This window comes from Arthrobacter sp. R1-13, assembly GCF_054161475.1.
On sequence record NZ_CP096420.1, the window covers coordinates 4,250,167 to 4,270,858 of the forward strand.

A 20,692-nucleotide genomic window follows, 5' to 3' on the forward strand; every position below is an offset into this window, starting at 1 on the left:
GAGGAAGGTCACGAACCCTCCCTCACATCCCAACCCCAAAACACCAACCCTCCCTCACATCCCAACCCCAAAACACCAACCCTCCCTCACATCTTGTGAGCGAGCGTCGGCGAAAAGCGACGGGACCTGACCGAGCGTCAGCGAAAAGGCGACGAAAGGTGAGCGAGCGCCTGGTGGGGTGGGCGGAATCAGCGGAGGACGATATCCACCGGGTTGGCCTCCGAGCGCCATTTTCCCAGTGTGTCGGGGCCGGGTTTGATCACGGGTTCGGTCAGCACGCCGGAGCGGTTGGTCCGCTTGTCCCTCAGGATTTCCGTGACGGAACCAAGGTGGCGGGAAAGGTCAATGACGTTCTCCGGAGCGGCAAGCAGCAACTGGAAACCGAATTCGTGCAGCGCCTTGATCCCGGCGCCTGCGAACTCCTCCGAAGCCAGAACAAAGGCCTCATCCATCATGACCGTGCCGTAGGTGGTGAAGCCCTGCTCCGCGATCCCCAGCTGGTAACTCAATGCGGCGGCCATGATGAAAGCCGTGAAGCGCTGACGCTCACCGCCTGACATTGAGCCGGTATCAGCATGCATAAAGACTTCGGTTTTAGCCGCGGAAGTCCCGGCAGCCCCCGATTTTCCGGATTCACCGGGAGCTACCTCCCGGTGCTCCTTGCACTGGATGAACAGGTGCCCGCGGACATCGAGGACCTCGGCCCGCCATCTCCGGTCCTCAGGGGTTTGCGAACCCAGACGCTTCACGAGCGTTTCCAGCGACTTGTAGCGGGCGGTGAGCTCGGCGTCGTCGGCGCCTTCAGTGCCGGTAACCTGTGCTTTGGCCGGCCTCGAGTGCCGTGTTTTCAGGGCGCTGTGGATGGCGTCCTTGAACTGCTTCGCTGTGGGCGGCAGGGTCTGCTTGATGTCCAGTTGCAAATAGCTCCCCTCATGGAAATTGACCTCGGAGAGGATTCCGTTGAGGGGAAGGATGCGGCTGGTGACGGAGCGCCGTTCCTCGTCGAGCAGGTGCAGCAGGGTACTGAAGGACTCGTGGGTGCGTTGGTTGAAGAACGCCCGGAACTCGGCTTCCTGGGCTGGCAACCCGTCACTGACAATGGCGTGGTAGCGGGATTCGAATTCGCCGGCCGCTCCGATCGAGGTGCCGTAGTCCGCGGAAATCGCCGTGCCCCAGTCGCGGACGAATCCCTCAAAGATCCGGGTCAGGCGTTCGGCCGTTGCCTGCCCCTTGGACTCAGCCGCGTGCAGCTCACCCAGCAGCCGGGTCCGCACCTGGTTGGCAAGGTTGTCCAGCTCATGCATCTCCAATACATCTCCGAAGCCCGCAAAGTACGGCTCCAGCGCCGAAACAGTGGAGTCCGACGGCGGCGCCTGATTCAGGCGCCGCCGGGCGGCTTCCAGCAGCGAATCAGCCGCTGTGAGCTGTTGGTCGAGGGCCTTGTACTCGCTCTGGAGAACCGCCGCGGATTCAGTACTGCTCTGGTGTTTTTGTCGCGCGGCCTCAATGTTGGCCCGCAGGGGTTCAAGGTCCTTCTGCGCTGCGAGGGCATCCTTGAGCCGTTGTTCGATCCGAGCGAGTTCGTCGGCCGCGACGGCCGCGGAGACCTGCTCCCAGGGGCGGTGATCCTCGGCGACCCGGCGCAGGGCCTCGAGCTGGCGGGTCATCCCCTGGTGGGACTCCTCTCGGCTTTGGGCGAGCTCGGCTGCTTTCGCCAGTTCCTGCTGCAGGTCGGCCACCTGGGCGGCTACGAGTTCCAGTTTGGAGGCGTTGTCGAAACCCAGGACGTAGTCCTGCCTGCTGGTAAAACGGTCATCCTTTTCCACACTGTGGCGGTTGCGCTTCACCACTCCGCCCAGGCTCAGGCCCTTCTCAAGTGACGCCAGTTCGTCCGGGTTTTCGACGCACGGGAAGGCGAAGTCCAAGGCGATGCGCTCACGGATCCACTCTGCCGCCTGGGACAAGGCAGACGAAGGCGAAGAGGAAGATGCAGAAGATGCAACGGCCCCTGCGGTGAGAATCTCCAGCTTGGTCAGGAGGTCGCCGTCGGCAACATCCTCGAGTGCCAGCGCACCGCCGGCGAGAGGCTTCGAGACATCCACTGCGCGAAGGGCACCACGAATGGTGTGATCGTTGAGGTACCGCGTAACGGCGGGAAAATGCTCAGCCTGTACCAGCAGTGTGGTAGCAAGGTTCCGAAGTGCGCGCTCAGCGGCGGGACGCCACTGTTCCTGGCCCTCGGCGAGGTCTATCAGCTCCCCGCCGAAGGGCATCTGATCCTCAGGCACTCCCGTAGCCGCGGCGATGGCCGCCCGGTTTTCAATGCTCGACGGCGGCAGCAGGGACTTCCGCGTCTTCAACGAAACGAGCTCCTGCTGTGCGGCCGCCAATTCGCGTTTTTTGGTGGCGTGACCGTCGAAGGCTTCGAAGCGCAGCTCTTTGAGCGACTCTGAATCCTCGTGAAGGTCCTCTGAACGTGCCGCTGCCTGGGCGTGCGCCTGCTCCCATCCGGCCTCTGTCCACTCGAGGTCCAGGCCGGCGTCGGCGAGCGCTTTGCGGGCTGCTTCCTCTACCTGCTCCCGCAGCTTGAGCCCCACCCGGGCATTCTCGAGCGACTGCTCAATGGCGGAGATGGCGTTGCCGCCCTGATTGTTGTATTCGGCCTCGAGCTGCCGCAGTTCCTTGGCCAGGCCATCCCTGACACCACGTTCAGCGCCGAGTTCCTTGGCTTTCACATGAGCCAGATCCTTGATACGCGCGAGGGTCTGCTGGTGCACTGCGACTGCCAGCTGCTGCTTATAGGCGTCAAACTCCTCCCCTGCCAACTCCCTCAGCCGGTTCGCCTCCAGCAGGGCCTGTGCATATTCCTTGTTCAGGGCAGGTACCGGAGCCAACTGGTCGCGCTGCTGGCGCACATCTTCAAGCCGCTGACGGATGGACATGAGGTTGCTGAATTCCTCGACGACGTCGTCAGCCGCGGCCAGCGTTGCCGGCGCATCCAGCACCTGGTCCCGGAAGAAATTGTTAACGCTTCCGCCCAGTCCCTTACCCGCCTGGATAACGCGCAGGAGGGGAAGTGCCTGATCCGAGTTGATCCCCAGCAGCCGGCGGAACCGCTCCGCGAAGGCCTTGTGGACATCAAACACCTGCGCGTCGGGGAAGAGCGCGTCGAGGGAAGCCTTCGTAAAGCGCTTCTCCGCGACGCCGTCAACAGCCCCCATGTCGAGGGGCTTGTTGTCGATCAGGTAGAACCGGCCAACGCTGGACTCAGTTCCGTTTTTTGGCAGATCGAAGAGGGCCGAGATGGTCACCCGGCTGCCCGCGGCGTTGTCAAACGTCAAGGCGACGGCGGACCACATGGCACCGGGGCGCTGGAAGGCACTGGCTGAGCCTTCCCCTACAGCCTTGTCCCCAACCTTGCCGCGCATATATGTAAAGGTGGTCCGTTTGTCCTCCACTGCGCCGCCGACGCGTTGGGCCGCGGCCTCGTTGGATCGGGGACGGGCGTCGAAAACTCTGGAGATGGCGTCGAACAGCGTGGACTTGCCCACGCCCGAATTACCGGTGAGCAGGGTGCCGTTTCGGTCCACATGGATGGAGTGGGCGCCGTGGAATGTGCCCCAGTTGACCACCTGCACGAGGGCCAGGCGCATCTGGCCCGGATTCGTCAGCTCGCCCATTGGGAGCATGGTTGCGATGCTCACTTGGCTTCCTCCGCTTCGTCCATGTGGTCGTCGCCTATCGCGGCGCCACCGGACACATGCTCTGCATGCTCGCTCATTCTTCGCTTAGACGCATGCTGCCGCATGTCCCCGGCATCGCCGCTGCTGTCAGCGCCGAAGGGAGACGATGCCGGTGCCGCCCAGGGAGTGGCATCGGGCCTGTCGGAGCCGGGCGGCTCGCTGCTTGCAGCAGAGCCGCCCGGCGGAGGGGCGGGGGCGGCATCGGCGTCGTCGTCCTCGCTGGGGTTATCATCGTCGAGCTCTAAGAACGGTTCGGTGCCGGTGCGGTCTGCTGCGACTGCCACCAGGGCCTCTATTTGCGCCGGGATGTCGCCTATGTTTTCGAAGAGCAAGGCCAGCGGCAGGGCGTTGGAGATGGTGTAGACATCGTCCAGGGCGGTGGGGAGGAGAAGCTGGCGGGCCAGGAGTTTGCTGATGGCCCTGTTGACGACGTCGGAGTCCCGCAGCGCATCCTGCTGGCCCGACGGCTGGTAGTGGGCTACCAGTTCCCCGATTTCCTCCCGGGTGATGGTGGGGTCGGTCTGGGCCGTGACGTGGCGGTCGAGAAGGAGGCGCAGGCGGAGCAACACGATGGTTTCCACCCGGCTCAGGGCACGCTGTTGGCGGAGGATACTGGACCTCGTATTGCCGCCGATTGCCTCCGGATCAACAGGACGGAGGACAGCTATTTTTCGCTCATGATCAAGCTGCAGGGTCAGGAACAGCTCGGACAGACGGCTGCGCAGGATGAGCTGGTTGTCCAGGAGGGTGGTCCAGAGTTTCTCGTCCCGTCCGCCGTCGACATACGGCCCTTTGAGTAACTTGACCAATGCCTGCCGGACCTTCATCGGGAGGACACCGGTGTCGCCGGGAAACAAGGCAGCTCCATCGACGAAGGTGTCCCGCGGAGTCAGCTGAAAGGCATCCGCGTGGATGTGAGGTCCAGCCGGCGTTTCCTGCCCGCTCTGCCCTGCGGAAACTGTGTCTAGGGAAGATGCGTCTACGGAGGATGTGGCTTCGGAAAGTTCAGTCATCTTCAGTCCTTCTTGAGCGTGACCACCGGCAGGTACGCCGTGCGCGTGGTTCCGTCTATCTGGTCAAATTCGATGGTGTCCCAGGCTTCGTGGTCGAAGCCTGCGCCGTCCTGAAGCGCATGGGAGAGCAACGCCCGGATCGAGTTGATGTGGCGTTCCTCGTCCGGGAGTTGGTTCCAGGCTTCTGACAACGTGGAAGAGCCGGCCAGTGCGGCCCGGATAACGTCCGGTTTCGCCTTGCCCGTACGTGGTGAGCGCACTCTGTCAACGTCGCTGAAGGCGATGGGGTCCGCGAGCTTTGCCGGAATCGCGAATTCGTCGGGGTCAAATAGCTTAACCATGGCCAGCGATTCAAAGCCTGCATTGAACAATGCAGGGCCCGGGACCAGAGCGGGGCGGTCACGCTCATAGGGCAGCGAACGGATGGCCTGTTCAGCCTCTCGCAGCACCTTCCGGAGCCGCACCGACTGGCGGTAATCGTCGCTTTGCACATAGGTGTTCAGGCTTTCACTGAGCTTGCCGTAGATTCGCTGGATCTGGCTGTGCTGGGTGCGGAGTTCGGCCACCAGGTTTTTCAGGGTCTCCCTGTCCTCATGGCTGAGATCGTCTGCGAACTGACGGCTCAGCACCTCACCGATTGCGGAGCGAAACCGCAACTGCTGCTGCGGGTCCTCAAGGAAGGCCGCGAATGAGCGGAAGGTGCGGCCTTCCGGGCTTTGCCGGAGCCGCTTGTCAGCTTCGAGAACCTGGGCCATGGTGGCTCCCTTGCTGAGGGATTCCTCGATGATCTGGTTCCGGAGCTCGCCCACCAGCTCTTCGATCCTGTCGCGCATCTTCTTATAGTCGGCAGGCAGGGAGGCTGCCAGATCCAGGATGTTCCCGGCGGCCTCCACAGCGTCATCGTCACCAAGCAGGCCATCGAATTCTCCGGAACTGATGTCCTGGATGAGCTGCTGCCTTTCCTGGATCTCATCTTCGAGGGATTCCAGCCGGGCGCTTTGGTCAGGGTTGGTCTCGTTTGCCAGTTTTTCGACGTCGCCCAGCAGGGTCCCCAGCCGTGAGCCGTTCAGAGTGGAACGATCGCTGGAGAGGCTGTCGAGGAACGCAAGGACACGCGACGCCGACTCGGTGACCTCGTACACGATCTGCCCCGACTGGTTTCTCCGAGTCAGGAAACTCTTCCGCGTCCACTCATCGGCGTACTTCTTTCCTGAAAGTGCCCCGGTAGCCGCGCCACCCTGCGGCGGCTCGCCCACACCGGAACCGTGGCGCCGGAGCTGCTCAAGGAAGGCGTCGACGTCGGCGTGGAACTCTTCCAGCGGAAGCTGGGGCCGGGTGCGGGTGAACGAGGCCTGGAGAACAGCGATCACCCAGGGAGCGGAACGTGTCAATGCCCAGGCCGGCCCCTTGGTGAGGAGTTCCAGTTCCGCCAGCCGGGTACTGATGGCTTCAGCCGAGGACAATGCGGAACGGGGCACGCGTTTCTCCTTCAGCTGCCGGGGTTATGGCAGCGCAAACCGGAAAACTGCCAGTACAAGGTTAACGCAGGGCTCCCGACGGTATGGCCAGAATCAAGGGACCGGATAACCTGCCGGAGGGAGCGCCACGTCATGTTGCCAGTGTTACTGATGGGGTTTCCGAAACCCGTTCGTGATCTACGGGTCAGTACGGTTTCAATCCCATATCAACAGCCGCGGCGCGGTCTCTGGACTCTGGCAGGCATCCAGTGCCTGGCTTTACGCTCATGCCACAACGTCAGTCAAAGCGATGATGCAGGGGGAAGCATGGAGTTTGATATCAGTTCGGTGGAAACGGCGACAATGGTGTTCGTCGGAACTTTGCTGTTTGCCTTGGTGATTGTGGTGTTCATCGCAGCGGCCGCGTTTGTGGCCCTGGTCCTGGTAGGTGTGGGCAGGTTGGCCTGGTTCATAGTGGCCGGAACCCTCCTGGCAATGGTCCACGGAATCAACCACGCCTGGGACCGCGTCCTCCACCACACCACCGCCGCCGACTTGCCAGTGGATCTCAGCGCCCAGCCTTCCCCTAGCACCGGAAGCTACCCGCGGGTAGCATTGAGGGACAGCTGAAGGGTTCTCCACCCACGGCGGACCCAGGGCTCCACCCGGTCACCCGGTTAGAGGAGATGTCCCATGAGCTCCGCCACTGACAGCCAAGCCGCAGATGTTCCCGTAGCACCCGAGAAGATGGGCTCTGAGGCAACGGCGGCGGACGCCCGTGCCATCACTGAGGCCGCCCGCGAGACCCAATGGGACAGGCCCAGCTTCGCCAAAGGACTGTACCTGGGCAGCTTCGATATCAACCTCGTCCATCCCTGGCCTGAAGCAAAGCCCGACGACGTCGAACGCGGTGAGGCGTTCATGGTTCGACTGACGGAGTACTGCAAGGCGATGTCGGGCCGAGTAATTGAGCGGGATGCAAAAATACCCGACGAGTACATCGCCGGACTGTCCGAACTCGGTGTCTTCGGTATGAAGATTCCCCGGGAGTATGGCGGGCTCGGATTGTCCCTTGTCTACTATGGACGCGCCCTGGGGTTGATGGGCTCGGTCCATCCCAGCCTCGGGGCGTTGCTTTCCGCTCACCAGTCCATCGGCGTACCCGAGCCGGTGAAGGTCTTCGGCACCCCAGAGCAAAAACGCGAGTATCTGCCGCGATGCGCAGCGGGGGCCATCACAGCTTTTCTCCTGACGGAGCCCGACGTCGGTAGCGACCCCGCCCGGATGGGCAGCACGGCTGTCCCCTCGGACGACGGCGAGTCCTACATTTTGGACGGCGTGAAGCTTTGGACCACCAACGGCGTCATTGCCGAGCTCGTTGTTGTGATGGCGGTGGTTCCCGCCCACACGGATGCGGACGGCACCAGCCACAAGGGCGGCATCAGCGCGTTCGTGGTGGAAATGGACTCCCCCGGCATCACCGTCGAAAACCGGAACGCGTTTATGGGACTGCGCGGAATCGAAAACGGCGTCACCCGGTTCCATCAGGTCCGCGTACCGGCAGCCAACCGGCTGGGCCGCGAGGGGCAGGGGCTGAAGATCGCATTGACCACACTGAATACAGGGCGCCTGTCCATCCCTGCGCTGTGTGTGGCGTCGGGGCGGTGGAGCCTGAAAATCGCCAGGGAATGGTCCAACGCCCGGACTCAGTGGGGCCGCCCCGTGGGGAAGCACGAGGCTGTGGGCAAGAAGATCGCTTTCATTGCTGCGTCCGCCTTTGCCCTGGATGCCGTGTTTGAACTGTCCGCCGAGCTGGCTGACTCCGGGCAGAAAGATGTCAGGATTGAGGCCGCCCTCGCAAAGCTCTGGTCCACGGAAATAAGCTGCCGGATCGCGGATGAACTGGTTCAGGTCCGGGGCGGGCGCGGCTTTGAAACAGCCGATTCACTCCGGGCCCGCGGTGAGCGTGCTGTCGCGGCGGAACAGCAGCTGCGGGACCTCCGTATTAACAGGATCTTTGAAGGGTCCTCCGAAATCATGAGGCTTCTCATCGCGCGTGAGGCAGTGGATGCCCACTTGGCAGCGGCCGGAGACCTGGCCTCCGCCGAAGCGAGCCTGTCGGATAAGGCGCGGGCCGCCGTCGGGGCTTCAGGTTTCTACGCAAAATGGCTACCCAAACTCGTGGCTGGGGCCGGGATGGATCCGAGGTCCTACGGCGAATTTGGCAGGCTGGCCAAGCAGATGAGATTTGTGGAAAGGTCTTCCCGCAGGCTCGCTCGGCAGACGTTCTATGGCATGGGACGCTGGCAGGCCAAGCTGGAGCACAAGCAGGCCTTCCTCGGCCGGATCGTGGACATCGGAGCCGAGTTGTTCGCCATGGCGGCAAGCTGTTCCCGTGCAGAAATGATTCTCAGGACGACGCCCGAACGGGGCGCTTCAGCATACGAGCTGGCCGAGGCTTTTTGCGAGCAGGCCAGGGTCCGGGTGGACGAATACTTTGATCAGCTATGGAGGAACACAGACGACGGCGACCATGAAGTTTCTCGCCGCGTCCTCGCCGGTGACTACGAATGGCTTGAAGCAGGAGTGCTGGACCAGTCCGAAGGGACCGGACCATGGATCGCCGATGCAACACCTGGCGCCTCCAGCCGGGAAAATCTGCACCGTAAGTACCGCTGACCGCACGGATTCGAGCCCCAACCCCAAATAGTAAGCATCCTTGCTACTTTATCCACAGCGTGGTTAGGTGGAAGTGAGACCCCTATGGTCTCTGCATTGCAGTGACCTGCCCAAAAAATGGTCAGGTTGGACCAATGAAAGCGAGGATGTCCGATGAGCAGCAAAATCGGCCCCGACGGCAAGCAGTCCAGGCATGACCGCGACAGAGACGGGATTCCCAACGCGGTGGATCCGCGGGACGACGCCGGACGCGACTACAGCGACACACCCGTGCACGACACCACCCGCCGCAACTATTCTTCGGGCGGAGCCTACGGCGACAGCGGTGCGACAGTCGCCTCCTCAGGCGACGAATACGACGCGACCAGAAGTTACCAGGCGGTTCCCGCCACCGATCCAGGCCTGGCTACCCGCGAAACTGTGGTGGCCCGTGAGAAGGAAGCCTTCGGCGGAATCAAAATCGGTTCGGCCTTCTTCGGATGGCTAACGGCAACAGGAATGGCAGTCCTGCTCACGGCCTTGGTGGCTGCCGCCGGGACGGCGGTGGGTCTCGCCACGAATACGGATGTCAACGAGGCCGTCAACCAGGCAGCCTCGGACCAGACTGTTGGGATCGTGGGCATCATCGTGCTCCTGGTGGTGCTCTTCCTCTCCTACTACTCCGGCGGCTACGTGGCGGGACGGATGGCGAGGTTTAACGGCGCGAAGCAGGGCCTGATGGTCTGGTTTTGGGCTGTGATCGTGGCTGTACTGGTGGCACTGCTGGGCATGATCGCCGGGGAGCGGTTCAACATCCTGGCGAACCTGAACAGTTTCCCCCGCATCCCCGTGAATGAAGGCCAGCTGAGCACTACGGGCATTATTGCTGCCATCGTGGTGGCAGCCGTGGCCTTGGTTGGGGCCGTCCTCGGAGGCATGGCCGGAATGCATTTCCACCGCAAGGTAGACAGGGCCGGGTTTACTCCGGCAGAGGATTACGAGGACCGCTAGGTAATCGCCGGGCGGCGGGCAATGATGCCCGGCGTCCGGTGGATCACCCCGGCAGTCTTCCTCTCAGGCGGACGTTTCTCCATGGACGTAGTACCAGCGCTTGTCCTCCCGCACGAAACGGCTTGTTTCGCGATGGACTCCGCGTTCGCCGTCGTGCCTGAAGTGTGCCGCGAATTCCACGGTACCCTCCGTGTCGAGCGGACCTCCGTGCCGGGAAGAAAGGATGTCCAGGCGGCGCCATTTCAGAGCCGGATCCAGTTCAAGGGACGACGGCCGGGTCCTGGGATGCCAGGTTTGGAGCAGGTATTCCTTCTCCAGCAAAACAAAGGCGCAGTAGCGTGAGCGCATCAACTGCTCGGCTGTCGGGGCGTGAGCATCTCCCGAGTGGAAGCGGCCGCAACACTCCGCGTACTGCTCACCTGTTAGGCACGGGCAAGGTCCGCTGTATGCCACGTTTTTTCCTTAGAAAGTGGGTTCCGGCCGTTGGATCAGCCGAAAGCAGTGAACAAACGGTAACGGCTGAGACACGAAGTCCGCCACCAGCCGCCAGCCGGGAGCACGGCAGAAGAATAGTATCTATGGTGGATGAGGGCAGTTGCCCTGCAACTGATTCAGGCAACTACCTCACGCAGGCTGGATAGGAGAGGTAAGTGGAAGATCCGACGACCATCGCCCTGAACCTGACCTTTTTTGGCACACTCGGGCTGGCCTTCGTAATGTTCCTGGGCCTGTTCCTGGTGTTCATTGCCACGCTTGTCATTGCGGGTGTGGGACGATTGGCCGCAGTCCTGGTCATGGCCATGTTTGGCCGTTTCCCCGGCGAGGACACCGTGGACGTCGTTCGTCTGCCGGGTTCCCTGGCCGCCCCATCCGCTGGGGTGCCGGAGAACGAAGAACGCCAGGACAGCACCGGACCGGCGTCAGTCACGCCAATCAGTACACCCCTGGGGCCACACAGTTTGAAGCGGATTTCCGGGATGCTGCGGACTGCAACGGGCCACCTGCCTTTGATCGGCAAAACGCATCGAGCGCCGGCCGAGATGGCTGCTGACTGGGCCGAGGCAGTTGCCCTCGCGGATGCCCGTGCAGTGGCAAGGGCGAGGGCGGAAAAACCGGCCATCGATGCGACCCTCCCGGATGTTCCGCCGCCCGGAGTGCTCCCGGAAGAGGTGCCGCGGGTGGCCCCGTTGGTTGAATCCGCGTTGGACCAGCGACCTAAGGACGGGAGCGGGCCCGTTCCCGTGCCCCGGTCATTCAAGAAACCGCCAACGCCCGGCACCGAGGATCTGCTTGATACGGGCTCCCTTGTTTCCCTTGCTGCCCGGCCCAAATCCGAAAGCGTCAAATAGGGCATTTGCCGCGGTTACCGTGCAGCCCAGTTGCATGAAGGCGTGTCGCATTCGTTATAGGACTTGCTTGCAACGCAAAGTCTTTGCCGTGACAATTGCCGTGGGGATAGGTCTCGTACTAAACCGCGTTTTGGGCAGTGGTGTCCAACGGGTTTCTTGAACATCTGGGGGAATCATGCGGGTCGTTTCAGCATTTACGGTCATGGCCCTGTTGTTAATCAGCCTGGTGGCGCCAGCCAGCATGGCTGCAGCAGGTCAGGCCAGCACAGAAACTCTCCCGCCGCCTCCCCCTCCGATTGACCACTTTATTCGGACAGCTCCGTCCCCCCTGACCCCAGGAAGTCTCACCACTGAGTGGACACCTCGGACAGCCACGGTCAAGGTTTCCCTGGTGACCATTCAAACGGCTGACCGCTCGGCCGCGGACACGTCAGCCATCAACCTCAGCGCAGCAAAGAACTCGATCGCAGCCGCCAGCCAGTACTGGAGCGGCATGTCCGGGGGCCGGCTGTCGCTGTCTCTGTTTGATACGGTCACGGGTTTCAAAACGAGCGCCAGGTCCGACTGGAGCTTCGACGACATTCTGGTGACGGTGACGCGTGAGCTGGGGTGGATAGAGAGCCCGAACACCAGCCTGGTGGTGTTCATGCCCCGGAACGATGTGGTTGTCTACGGCCAGGGCGGCAACCTCGGCGCCGGTTGGTCCAGCGGACCCACGAGCGGCCGCGTCCTGATGCCCTATCCCAGCGCCTATACAAACGCCGTTATGGGGCACGAATTCGGGCACGTCTTCGGCCTTGACCATGCCAACAGCCTCCAGTGCAAGGATGGCAGTGCCGATTCCACGTACAGCCAAGGGAAGCTCGATAACGGAAACTGCTACTCGCGGCACTACGGCAACATGACGTCGCTCATGGGCGTCAGCCAGGCCGCCATGCCCACCCTTGATGCGTACCAGTACGACATCGCTTCTTTGGGAAACGGTTATGAAATCCGCAACATCGGGACACCGCTGGGCACTGCAAGTTACACCCTCACACCGTGGGCCGGACCAGGCAATGCACGGGCCCTGAAGTTCACCGACCCAGTCAGCAAAGAGGTCTACTACCTCGAACTCCGAATGCCTGTCGGCTATGACGGCGCTACCGCCGTCAACGGGAACCGGGGGGTGCAAATCATCAAAGCTGATCCCGCCGAGCCAACGGCGTCCATGATTATCCCGCCGAGGACGATTCCCTATGACGGCTGGTACCACCCCAACCTCGCCTGGCAGAGCGGCACCTTCACCACTGCTGCCGGCACAAGAGTAACGCTCGACTACATCAACAGCGGCGCGGCGGGAATCACCATCCGGGCAGCCACCCCCTACGTCTCCTACTTCAAGCACGCAAACGCGGCGAACATCTACGGCAAGAGGGCTGACGGCAGTTTCAAGGCCCTCAGCTGGAGCGAGTACTCTGCGCTGGGCATGCCTGCCTACACCACACTTCCGGCCATCAGCTTCGTGAAAAACAGCTGGAGTCCCACCATCTACGCGGTGGAAAGCAATGGCAAGGGCAAGGCACTCAGTTACGCCACCTGGGAAGCATACGGACTGCCGGCACCCACATCCTTTAAGCTTCTGGCCGGAACCTACTTCTACAAGAAACCGGGCCAATCAACACTGTTCTATGCCAGTCCCGCGGGGGAAACCACTGCGACGCTGGCGGAGTGGGCAGCAGCAGGCTCGCCTCCGATCACCGTCACCGTCCGATACGTTAAATACGGCTGGGACCCCACCATCTACAAGCTCGACGGCATGGTTGATGGAAAGGCTGAACTGGCTAGCACTGTTGTTGCCATCAGCTATCAGGAATGGTCCGCAGCCGGCTTTCCCGCCCCTGAGAGGACGCCGTATATCGGGGGATCAACGATCTTCAAGTTCAATAACTTCCCCTCAATTTTCCTCAAGGCGCCCTCCGGTTCCATTCATGAACTGACCCCGCAGGAGTGGACGGAGATTCCTGCGAACCTCCGGGTGTTCACGGACAAGGGCGCGGCGCGCTTCGTCAAGAACTCATGGTCCAGCGCCATCTACATGGTGGGAAGCGACAACAAGGGCACCCAGCTGACCTACCAGCAGTGGGTGCGTTATGGCCTGCCCGGACCACAAGTAAGCACCCTCATTCCCGGAAGCGGATTCGTGCGGATAGGTACCAACCCTGCCCTGTACTATGACTCGCCCTCAGGGCTGGTTGGCGCCACGAACGCCGAATATGTGGCCGCAGGATCCCCGCCTGTCACTGCCCGCTAGCCTTTCACCTCCCGCTCGGCGCGCCGGTGTTACGCGCTTTCTCTAGTGTCTTGCCCAGTCACAGGGTCCAGAACGCTGAGGCGGCACGGCTCCTTGCTGTCGTCGGCCGCTATCACCCGCAGCAGCTGATCAGGATCGTGCAATTCCAGGATTGCTTCGACTGCCGCGCGGGCATGCGTGAGGTCCAGGATTATGTCCCTGCCCGGAAGCATGGCACTGGTTCTACGGGCGACGACGTACAGGGCGCGCAGGTTTTCCCGTGTGACGCTTCCCCGTACTTCGATGCGTGCGGTTTGCAGATTCGCGTCGATCCGAACCGTAACTTTTAGCCGTGAACTGCTTGGCTGCTGGGCCATGCCCTAGACCACGCAACCGGTCAGAAGAACAGCGGCATTGGACCCAGCGCGGGCGCATCGGTGCTGATAAACGGTCATAATCCCCAAGGTCTCCTGAATGTCGCTGCGTACGAAACTGCAAGGAGTTCATTCGCACTCCCGGCTACGTGACGAGACCATGGTGTTGCTGAGCCGTTCCTCCCCCCAATTGCCGTGCAGGAACCGCTCGCCCTTAAGAGTGCAGGACAGTCCCCTGTTGCCGTAAGGGACTAAAGTCCCTGGTGGGCGGTTTCGCGCCGGAAACGACCCCGGTTGCAGTTCTGCCCAGAAGCACTGATACACCCCGAGTGCTTTTCCAGTACGATCACATCCGATGCCACCTTCCACTTCCCTGCACACCAGGAACTCCCGGTATTCCTTGCCCATCGTCACCTCACGACTCCGTACGGCAGGTTGTGTGTTCGCCGAGGACGAGGCGGAACTCTTGCTGTCAAACGCCGGAACAGAGGACACGCTGGAGACCATGCTCACAAGACGGGAGGCAGGGGTTCCGCTCGAGCACATTCTCGGATGGGTGGAGTTTTGCAGTCTGCGGATAGGGGTTGCTCCGGATGTCTTCGTTCCCAGGCAGCGAACAGAGTTCCTGGTACATCAGGCCGGAAAAGTAACTCTCCCGGGGTCCGTAATCCTGGATCTCTGCTGCGGCAGCGGAGCCCTGGGACTGGTCCTTGCCCAATGGGCCGGCAGCGTTGAACTTCACGCCGTCGACATTGAACCGGCAGCTGTGAAATGTGCCCGGCAAAACCTGGAGGGCCTCGACGGTTCCGTCTATGAGGGCGACCTTTTCAACCCGCTGCCCCGCGGCTTGATGGGCAGGGTTGATGTCCTCGTGGCCAACGTCCCCTACGTACCAACGGACGCGATCGGGCTGATGCCTCCCGAGGCCCGCGACCATGAGCCACGAGTGACGTTGGACGGGGGCGACGACGGGCTGGAAGTCCTGCGGCGGCTCGCGGATACTGTGTTGCCGTGGTTGGCTCCGGGCGGCAACATCTTCATTGAGACAGATGCGAGCCAAGCCCCGGCGGCCGTCAGGATTCTGGCAACCGCCGGGCTGCTTGCCCGCTCCGTCTACTCGGACGAGTTCTGCTGCACGGTGGTTATTGGAGCCAAACCAGACCCAGGGGCATAACAGCGGCCCCACCTGGAGAGGTTCACGAGAGACTGATGACCAGCTTGCCATGTGCCTCCCCAGCGCGCAGCTGGCGAATCGCTTCGGGAACCTCCGTCAGGGAGAAGGTCTTGCCGATCGCCGGTGTGATCTTCCCTGCCTCGATGAACTCCCGCAGGTCCTGCAGATCCTGCACACTCTCGCCCGATACGAGGGCTCGGATTTTTTGGCCGATGCAGAGGGACAACAGGAGACCCCAGAGCTGGCGTCCGACGCCGCCAAAGACCTCCCCGCCGCCTTCACCGCCGGCAAGGACCAGGGTTCCTTGAGGCGTCATGGTTCGCCTAAGGCGGGACAGCGGTGTGTTGTTTCCTGCAATCTCGAGGATGAGGTCGTACCGGCGCCCGCCGTCGGCATAGTCCTCCCGGGTGTAATCAATGACGTGGTCAGCGCCGAGCGAGCGCACCAGCTCTACCTTGCCCGTACTGCACACTCCGGTGACCTTCGCCCCATACGCCTTCGCGAACTGCACTGCATAGGTACCGAATCCGCCACCCGCCCCGATAATAAGAACCTCTTGCCCTTCCTTGATCCGTCCGGCGTCCCGGAGGCCGTGAAGAGCAGCGGAGGCTGAAACGGGAACGGCGGCAGCTTCTTCAAACGTGAGGTTTGCCGGCTTCAGTTCCAGTCTGTCCTCCCCGGCGAGCGCATATTCGGCGTAAGTGCCGCTCAGCGAAGTCCCGAACACCTCATCCCCTGGCTGGAACTTCATCACGCTCTTGCCCACGGCGCTTACGGTGCCGGCGAGGTCCCGCCCCCGGACCCGCAGTTTTGGTTTGCGCACGCCAAAGCCGAACAGCCGCAGGAGGTAGGGCTTGCCGGTCATCAGGTGCCACACGCCGGAATCCACTCCCGCGGCATGCACCCGGACCAACACATCCTTGTCTCCAACAACCGGGGTCTCGATGTCCTCGAGCCGCAGCACATCGGGTGAGCCGTATATATCCTGAACGATAGCCTTCATGGTGTTTCTCTCTCTTGTGCCGGGTATTGGAATACTTCATCCAGCCTGACCCCGAAAACCTGGGCTATCTGGAAGGCCATTTCGAGGGACGGCGAGTAGCGGCCCTGTTCAATTGCGATGATGGTCTGGCGGGTCACTCCCGTGCGGTCAGCCAATTCGGCCTGGGTCATCTCGTTGTGGGCGAACCGCAGGCGCCGTATGTCATTGGTTACCCTGGTTGGCTTCACCATGCCGGGAGCCCCCGCCTGTAAGCGACAATCTTGGCAACGGACGCCAGTGCCGCAGACAGGAAAAATGCCAGATAGACGGCATTGGCGATCCAGAAGTAGGGGAGCTCGGCCATTGACATCAGGAGCGCGGCGACACCGCCGATCACGAGAAAAGACTGGCCGATGGATTCGCCGAACCGGTAGATTTCCCGGTCCCGTTGGTCCTTTTTCCCGGCTCCTTCACGGATGACCATTGACCCGATGATGTTCAGCAGAATAGAGCCAGCGATCGCTCCCCCCGTGGTCCACAACATGGTGGCGACGTAGGGGGTCTCCTCGAGCGGAACGTTTCCAGCCTGCCCTAGGACTATTGCCACATAGATTGCGTAGGCGGCAAGACTTACCACCAGCATGATCCATGCGCTTCTTTCTTCGGAACCCATCTTCACTCCTATGGACAAGGGACCCCTCGGAAGAGGATGTATAAAAAACTTTACACGATGTTAGGAAAAGATGACTTCCAGAAAAGCGAAGGTGGCAACGGTCGGATTGGATCCGATTGCGAAATTGAATGCAACCGCGCGCGGGGAACTGGCAAAGTGCGGTTGGATCGTTTTCACAACACTCAGCGGCTACTCGAAAATTTTGGGCGTCCAGGCGTAGGGTACGGTCATGGACATCATCCTGGTTCCCGGTTTTTGGCTGGACGCTTCATCGTGGTCAGAGGTCACCCCACCGCTGGTTGCAGCGGGTCATCGGGTCCATCCGTTGACCCTGCCCGGGCTTGAGTCAAAGGATGCGTCCAGAGCCGGCATCGGCCTCCGCGATCACATTGACGCCGTCGTCGCCGCCGTCGACGCGGTTGAGGGCCCGGTGGCCCTCGTGGGCCATTCCGGCGGAGGCGCCATCATCCACGGTGCTGTCGATGCCCGGCCCGACCGGGTGACACGCGCTGTCTATGTGGACAGTGGACCGTTGGGTGAAGGAGGGGTCATCAACGACCAACTCCCTGCCGAAGGGGATGAGGTTCCACTGCCCCCGTGGGAGGGTTTTGAGGATGCCGATCTCACCGACCTGAATGAAGAACTGCGTGCTGCCTTTCGGGCACGCGCCATCCCAGAACCACGAGGCGTCAGCAGCGACCGGCAGCATCTGCAGGACGAGCGCCGCTACAACGTCCCGGCCACCGTTATCGCCTGCGAGTTCCCGTCCTCCCTTCTCATTGAGTGGATGGACTCCGGCCATCCGTTCGTAGCGGAGCTCGCCCGGATTCGCGACGTCGAGTTTATGGACCTGCCCACCGGGCATTGGCCGCAGTTCACCAAGCCCGCCGAACTCGGCGAGGCAATTCTCGCCGCCGTCGACGGTGCGTCAGGGAGTCGCCGGGGCTGACCATTCAGGCGTGGCTTACCTGGTTACCCCAGGCTTCCGTTTCACGCTGAATGCGCTGCGTGATCAATTCGACCTCTTGGGACATTTGAAACCCGACAGGAAGGCGATCCCCAGGCCAGCTGGACACCTCACGGGACTCCGCCAAGGCCTGAGCCAGCGCCTTGGAGAGGGTGCGAATCTTCCACAAATGCAGCGCATGGCCCTTGGCCCGCCTGTGATGCTCGAGTATTTGCCCCAGCAACTCACGGATTGCCGATGTAACAGCCAACGGTTTCGGCCGGCCCTGAATTCTCCCCATGCGATCCACCGTCCTCCAGCATGTTGATTCCGCGCCTGGATTCAAGTGTTGCGAACGTTGCTTAAGGTCCCGGCAACGCTGACTAAGGATCCGGTCAAGATAGTGCTGCGCCTCGACCCTCTTTGATGCAGACGACGGCGACACTCCGGGATTTTAGGCGTGTTGCCTATTTCGCTGCCCCGAAGATGGTCAGACCGGCACGGTCCGAAGGCCGGCAACAGATCAGGAATGGAGAAGCGTGGGGCGCCGAAGCGCGCCTAGTATGACTGCACGAAGCTGGTTAAGATCGAGCCAGATGACGCCGACGGAAACCGCGTAGGCGACCCCTCGTAACAGATGGAGACACGATGACCACGGCCACGAGCACGGACATTCGGTCAGCAGAGCTGCACCCCGCCGATCGCCACGACCTGATCCGCGTGCAGGGTGCACGTGAGAACAACCTCAAGGACGTCACCATCGAGATCCCGAAGCGGCGGCTGACTGTGTTCACCGGCGTATCAGGTTCAGGCAAGAGTTCGCTGGTGTTCGCCACGATCGCCGCTGAATCGCAGCGGATGATCAACGAAACCTACAGCGCCTTTGTGCAGGGATTCATGCCCGCGCTGGCCCGGCCGGACGTCGACGTACTCGAGGGGCTCACGACGGCGATCATCGTTGACCAGGAGCGGATGGGAGCGAACCCGCGCTCGACAGTCGGCACTGCCACCGATGCCAACGCCATGCTCCGGATCCTCTTCAGCCGGCTGGGCAAGCCGTACATCGGGCCGCCCACGGCATTCTCGTTCAATGTCCCGACGCGGAAAGCCAGCGGTGTGATGAGCACCGAGAAGAGCGGCCGGGTGGAGAAGGCTGTGGTGCAGAACGCGGTCTACCTGGGCGGAATGTGCCCGCGGTGCGAAGGCATGGGCTCGGTCTCCGACTTTGACCTCACTGCCCTCTACGATGACGGCAAATCGCTCAGCGAAGGGGCCTTGACCGTCCCCGGCTACAGCATGGACGGCTGGTATGGCCGGATTTTCAGCGGAGCCGGCTTCGACATGGGCAAGCCGATAGCGAAGTTCACCAAAAAGGAAATGCACGACCTCCTCTACAAGGAACCGACCAAGATCAAGGTGGAGGGCATCAACCTGACCTATGAGGGGTTGATCCCGAAGATCCAGAAGTCGATGCTCTCCAAGGACGTCGAGGCCATGCAGCCTCACATCCGCGCTTTCGTTGAGCGCGCAATTACCTTTCAGTCCTGCCCCGAATGTGACGGCACGCGGCTCAGCCCGGAGGCCCGGTCCGCGAAAATCCGCGGCAAAAACATCGCAGAACTGTGCGACATGCAGATCAGCGATCTGGCCGGGTGGGTCGGCGAACTCAACGAGCCGTCGGTTGCACCGCTCCTCAAAGGACTCCGGCACCTGCTCGACTCGTTCGCCGAAATCGGCCTGGGCTACCTCTCGCTGGCCCGGCCGGCCGGAACACTGTCCGGCGGCGAGGCGCAACGAACCAAGATGATCCGGCACCTCGGGTCCTCCCTGACCGACGTCACCTACGTTTTCGACGAGCCCACCATCGGCCTGCACCCTCACGATATCGAACGGATGAACCAGCTCCTGCTGCAATTGCGCGACAAGGGCAACACCGTGCTCGTCGTCGAGCACAAGCCGGAGACCATCGCCATCGCTGACCACGTCGTCGACCTCGGTCCCGGCGCCGGCACCGCCGGTGGTGAGGTGGTCTTCGAGGGCACCCTCGAGGGACTGCGGAAGAGCGACACCATCACCGGGCGGCATCTCGATGACCGGGCTGCCCTTAAAAAGGCAGTTCGCACGCAGAAGGGCGCGCTTGAGGTCCGCGGAGCGCGCGCGCACAATCTGCAAAACGTCGACGTCGACATACCGCTGGGCGCGCTTGTGGTGGTGACGGGAGTTGCCGGCTCAGGAAAGAGTTCACTGATCCATGGTTCAGTGGCCGACCGCGACGGCGTGGTGGTGGTTGACCAGGGCGCCATCAAAGGCTCACGCCGCAGCAACCCTGCCACGTACACCGGTCTGCTCGAGCCCATCCGCAAGGCGTTTGCGAAGGCTAATTCAGTGAAGCCGGCGCTTTTCAGCTCCAACTCTGAGGGCGCCTGTCCCACATGCAACGGCGCGGGTGTCATCTTCACCGAACTGGGCGTTATGGCCACCGTTGAGTCCACGTGTGAGGACTGCGAGGGGCGCCGGTTCCAAGCGTCGGTCCTTGAATACACGCTGGGCGGGCGGAACATCGCCGAGGTGTTGGCAATGTCGATGACAGAAGCGAACATCTTCTTCAGCGAAGGAGAGGCCCGCACGCCTGCTGCCCACAAGATCCTCGACCGGATCGTGGACGTCGGGCTCGGCTACCTCACCCTCGGCCAGCCACTCACCACACTGTCAGGCGGCGAGCGCCAGCGCATCAAGCTGGCTACCCAGATGGCGGAGAAGGGTGAGGTCTATATCCTCGACGAACCGACCACGGGCCTCCACCTGGCCGACGTCGAGAACCTGCTGGGTCTGCTCGACCGCCTGGTCGGGTCCGGCAAGTCGGTCATCGTCATCGAGCACCACCAGGCGGTGATGGCGCACGCCGACTGGATCATCGACCTCGGTCCCGGTGCCGGCCATGACGGCGGCCGGATCGTCTTCCAAGGCACTCCCGCTGACCTTGTCGCAGCCCGCTCCACGCTCACAGGTGAGCATCTGGCAGCGTACGTGGGGGCCTGAC

16 protein-coding genes and 1 pseudogene are annotated in these 20,692 nt (G+C 62.1%); 8 read left to right on the forward strand and 9 right to left on the reverse strand.

Features of this window, described 5'->3' with window-relative positions:
• Nucleotides 1-188 precede the first annotated feature (188 nt).
• The 3 genes and pseudogenes from M1D88_RS19685 to M1D88_RS19695 all read right to left on the reverse strand — a co-directional run bounded on the left by M1D88_RS19685 (nucleotide 189) and on the right by M1D88_RS19695 (nucleotide 6,234).
• Entirely contained in the window at nucleotides 189-3,704 is a 3,516-nt protein-coding gene (locus M1D88_RS19685) for an ATP-binding protein (protein ID WP_458112393.1), read from the reverse strand.
• Nucleotides 3,705-3,934: 230 nt separating this feature from the next.
• Nucleotides 3,935-4,756: pseudogene (locus tag M1D88_RS19690) on the reverse strand (DUF4194 domain-containing protein); the annotation flags it as partial.
• A 2-nt stretch (nucleotides 4,757-4,758) separates the two neighbouring features.
• On the reverse strand, nucleotides 4,759-6,234 hold the full coding sequence (locus tag M1D88_RS19695) for a DUF3375 family protein (protein WP_458112394.1): 1,476 nt from the start codon (nucleotides 6,232-6,234) through the stop codon (nucleotides 4,759-4,761).
• Between the two features lie 306 nt (nucleotides 6,235-6,540).
• Between M1D88_RS19695 and M1D88_RS19700 the strand changes: the two genes are divergently transcribed.
• From M1D88_RS19700 to M1D88_RS19710, 3 genes are all read left to right on the forward strand, one after another.
• The gene (locus M1D88_RS19700; RefSeq protein WP_458112395.1) at nucleotides 6,541-6,843 is read left to right on the forward strand and encodes a hypothetical protein; all 303 of its coding nucleotides are present in this window, start codon (nucleotides 6,541-6,543) and stop codon (nucleotides 6,841-6,843) included.
• Between the two features lie 63 nt (nucleotides 6,844-6,906).
• Entirely contained in the window at nucleotides 6,907-8,892 is a 1,986-nt protein-coding gene (locus M1D88_RS19705) for an acyl-CoA dehydrogenase family protein (protein ID WP_458112396.1), read from the forward strand.
• 153 nt (nucleotides 8,893-9,045) lie between these two features.
• A complete protein-coding gene (locus tag M1D88_RS19710) occupies nucleotides 9,046-9,882 on the forward strand; it encodes a TIGR04086 family membrane protein (protein WP_458112397.1) in 837 nt (278 codons plus the stop codon).
• A gap of 63 nt (nucleotides 9,883-9,945) precedes the next feature.
• Here M1D88_RS19710 and M1D88_RS19715 read toward each other — a convergent pair whose 3' ends face one another.
• A complete protein-coding gene (locus tag M1D88_RS19715) occupies nucleotides 9,946-10,335 on the reverse strand; it encodes a YchJ family protein (RefSeq protein WP_458112398.1) in 390 nt (129 codons plus the stop codon).
• 197 nt (nucleotides 10,336-10,532) lie between these two features.
• Between M1D88_RS19715 and M1D88_RS19720 the strand changes: the two genes are divergently transcribed.
• Together M1D88_RS19720 and M1D88_RS19725 are read left to right on the forward strand one after the other, a co-directional pair.
• The gene (locus M1D88_RS19720) at nucleotides 10,533-11,231 is read left to right on the forward strand and encodes a hypothetical protein (RefSeq protein ID WP_458112399.1); all 699 of its coding nucleotides are present in this window, start codon (nucleotides 10,533-10,535) and stop codon (nucleotides 11,229-11,231) included.
• A gap of 391 nt (nucleotides 11,232-11,622) precedes the next feature.
• A complete protein-coding gene (locus tag M1D88_RS19725) occupies nucleotides 11,623-13,524 on the forward strand; it encodes a hypothetical protein (protein ID WP_458112400.1) in 1,902 nt (633 codons plus the stop codon).
• 29 nt (nucleotides 13,525-13,553) lie between these two features.
• Here M1D88_RS19725 and M1D88_RS19730 read toward each other — a convergent pair whose 3' ends face one another.
• A complete protein-coding gene (locus M1D88_RS19730; protein ID WP_458112401.1) occupies nucleotides 13,554-13,880 on the reverse strand; it encodes a hypothetical protein in 327 nt (108 codons plus the stop codon).
• Nucleotides 13,881-14,232: 352 nt separating this feature from the next.
• Here M1D88_RS19730 and M1D88_RS19735 point away from each other — a divergent pair, with 352 nt between their 5' ends.
• Complete coding sequence (locus M1D88_RS19735) at nucleotides 14,233-15,051, forward strand: putative protein N(5)-glutamine methyltransferase (RefSeq protein WP_458112402.1); 819 nt, start codon at nucleotides 14,233-14,235, stop codon at nucleotides 15,049-15,051.
• Between the two features lie 22 nt (nucleotides 15,052-15,073).
• Here the strand turns inward: M1D88_RS19735 and M1D88_RS19740 are convergent, their stop codons facing one another.
• From M1D88_RS19740 to M1D88_RS19750, 3 genes are read right to left on the reverse strand one after another with little or no spacing between them, the layout of a single operon-like run.
• A complete protein-coding gene (locus tag M1D88_RS19740) occupies nucleotides 15,074-16,054 on the reverse strand; it encodes an NAD(P)-dependent alcohol dehydrogenase (RefSeq protein ID WP_458112403.1) in 981 nt (326 codons plus the stop codon).
• Nucleotides 16,051-16,284 carry a helix-turn-helix transcriptional regulator gene (locus M1D88_RS19745; RefSeq protein WP_458112404.1) on the reverse strand — a complete coding sequence of 78 codons (234 nt, stop codon included), beginning with the start codon at nucleotides 16,282-16,284 and terminating at the stop codon, nucleotides 16,051-16,053. Before M1D88_RS19745 ends, M1D88_RS19740 begins: the two co-directional genes overlap by 4 nt.
• Nucleotides 16,278-16,706 carry a hypothetical protein gene (locus M1D88_RS19750; RefSeq protein WP_458112405.1) on the reverse strand — a complete coding sequence of 143 codons (429 nt, stop codon included), beginning with the start codon at nucleotides 16,704-16,706 and terminating at the stop codon, nucleotides 16,278-16,280. Before M1D88_RS19750 ends, M1D88_RS19745 begins: the two co-directional genes overlap by 7 nt.
• A gap of 229 nt (nucleotides 16,707-16,935) precedes the next feature.
• Between M1D88_RS19750 and M1D88_RS19755 the strand changes: the two genes are divergently transcribed.
• The gene (locus M1D88_RS19755) at nucleotides 16,936-17,655 is read left to right on the forward strand and encodes an alpha/beta fold hydrolase (RefSeq protein WP_458112406.1); all 720 of its coding nucleotides are present in this window, start codon (nucleotides 16,936-16,938) and stop codon (nucleotides 17,653-17,655) included.
• Between the two features lie 4 nt (nucleotides 17,656-17,659).
• Here the strand turns inward: M1D88_RS19755 and M1D88_RS19760 are convergent, their stop codons facing one another.
• Entirely contained in the window at nucleotides 17,660-17,953 is a 294-nt protein-coding gene (locus M1D88_RS19760; RefSeq protein ID WP_458112407.1) for a hypothetical protein, read from the reverse strand.
• Nucleotides 17,954-18,300: 347 nt separating this feature from the next.
• Here M1D88_RS19760 and M1D88_RS19765 point away from each other — a divergent pair, with 347 nt between their 5' ends.
• Nucleotides 18,301-20,691, forward strand: coding sequence for an ATP-binding cassette domain-containing protein (locus tag M1D88_RS19765; RefSeq protein WP_458112408.1), 2,391 nt, complete (start codon nucleotides 18,301-18,303; stop codon nucleotides 20,689-20,691).
• The last annotated feature ends 1 nt before the right edge of the window (nucleotide 20,692 follow it).

Excerpts from the sequence above, each read along its gene's own strand:
- M1D88_RS19735 (WP_458112402.1), top strand. The coding sequence starts at position 14,233 with ATGCCACCTTCCACTTCCCTGCACACCAGGAACTCCCGGTATTCCTTG.
- M1D88_RS19705 (WP_458112396.1), top strand. The coding sequence starts at position 6,907 with ATGAGCTCCGCCACTGACAGCCAAGCCGCAGATGTTCCCGTAGCACCC.
- M1D88_RS19710 (WP_458112397.1), top strand. The coding sequence starts at position 9,046 with ATGAGCAGCAAAATCGGCCCCGACGGCAAGCAGTCCAGGCATGACCGC.
- M1D88_RS19740 (WP_458112403.1), bottom strand. The coding sequence starts at position 16,054 with ATGAAGGCTATCGTTCAGGATATATACGGCTCACCCGATGTGCTGCGG.
- M1D88_RS19755 (WP_458112406.1), top strand. The coding sequence starts at position 16,936 with ATGGACATCATCCTGGTTCCCGGTTTTTGGCTGGACGCTTCATCGTGG.
- M1D88_RS19700 (WP_458112395.1), top strand. The coding sequence starts at position 6,541 with ATGGAGTTTGATATCAGTTCGGTGGAAACGGCGACAATGGTGTTCGTC.
- M1D88_RS19730 (WP_458112401.1), bottom strand. The coding sequence starts at position 13,880 with ATGGCCCAGCAGCCAAGCAGTTCACGGCTAAAAGTTACGGTTCGGATC.
- M1D88_RS19750 (WP_458112405.1), bottom strand. The coding sequence starts at position 16,706 with ATGGGTTCCGAAGAAAGAAGCGCATGGATCATGCTGGTGGTAAGTCTT.
- M1D88_RS19745 (WP_458112404.1), bottom strand. The coding sequence starts at position 16,284 with ATGGTGAAGCCAACCAGGGTAACCAATGACATACGGCGCCTGCGGTTC.
- M1D88_RS19760 (WP_458112407.1), bottom strand. The coding sequence starts at position 17,953 with ATGGGGAGAATTCAGGGCCGGCCGAAACCGTTGGCTGTTACATCGGCA.
- M1D88_RS19765 (WP_458112408.1), top strand. The coding sequence starts at position 18,301 with ATGACCACGGCCACGAGCACGGACATTCGGTCAGCAGAGCTGCACCCC.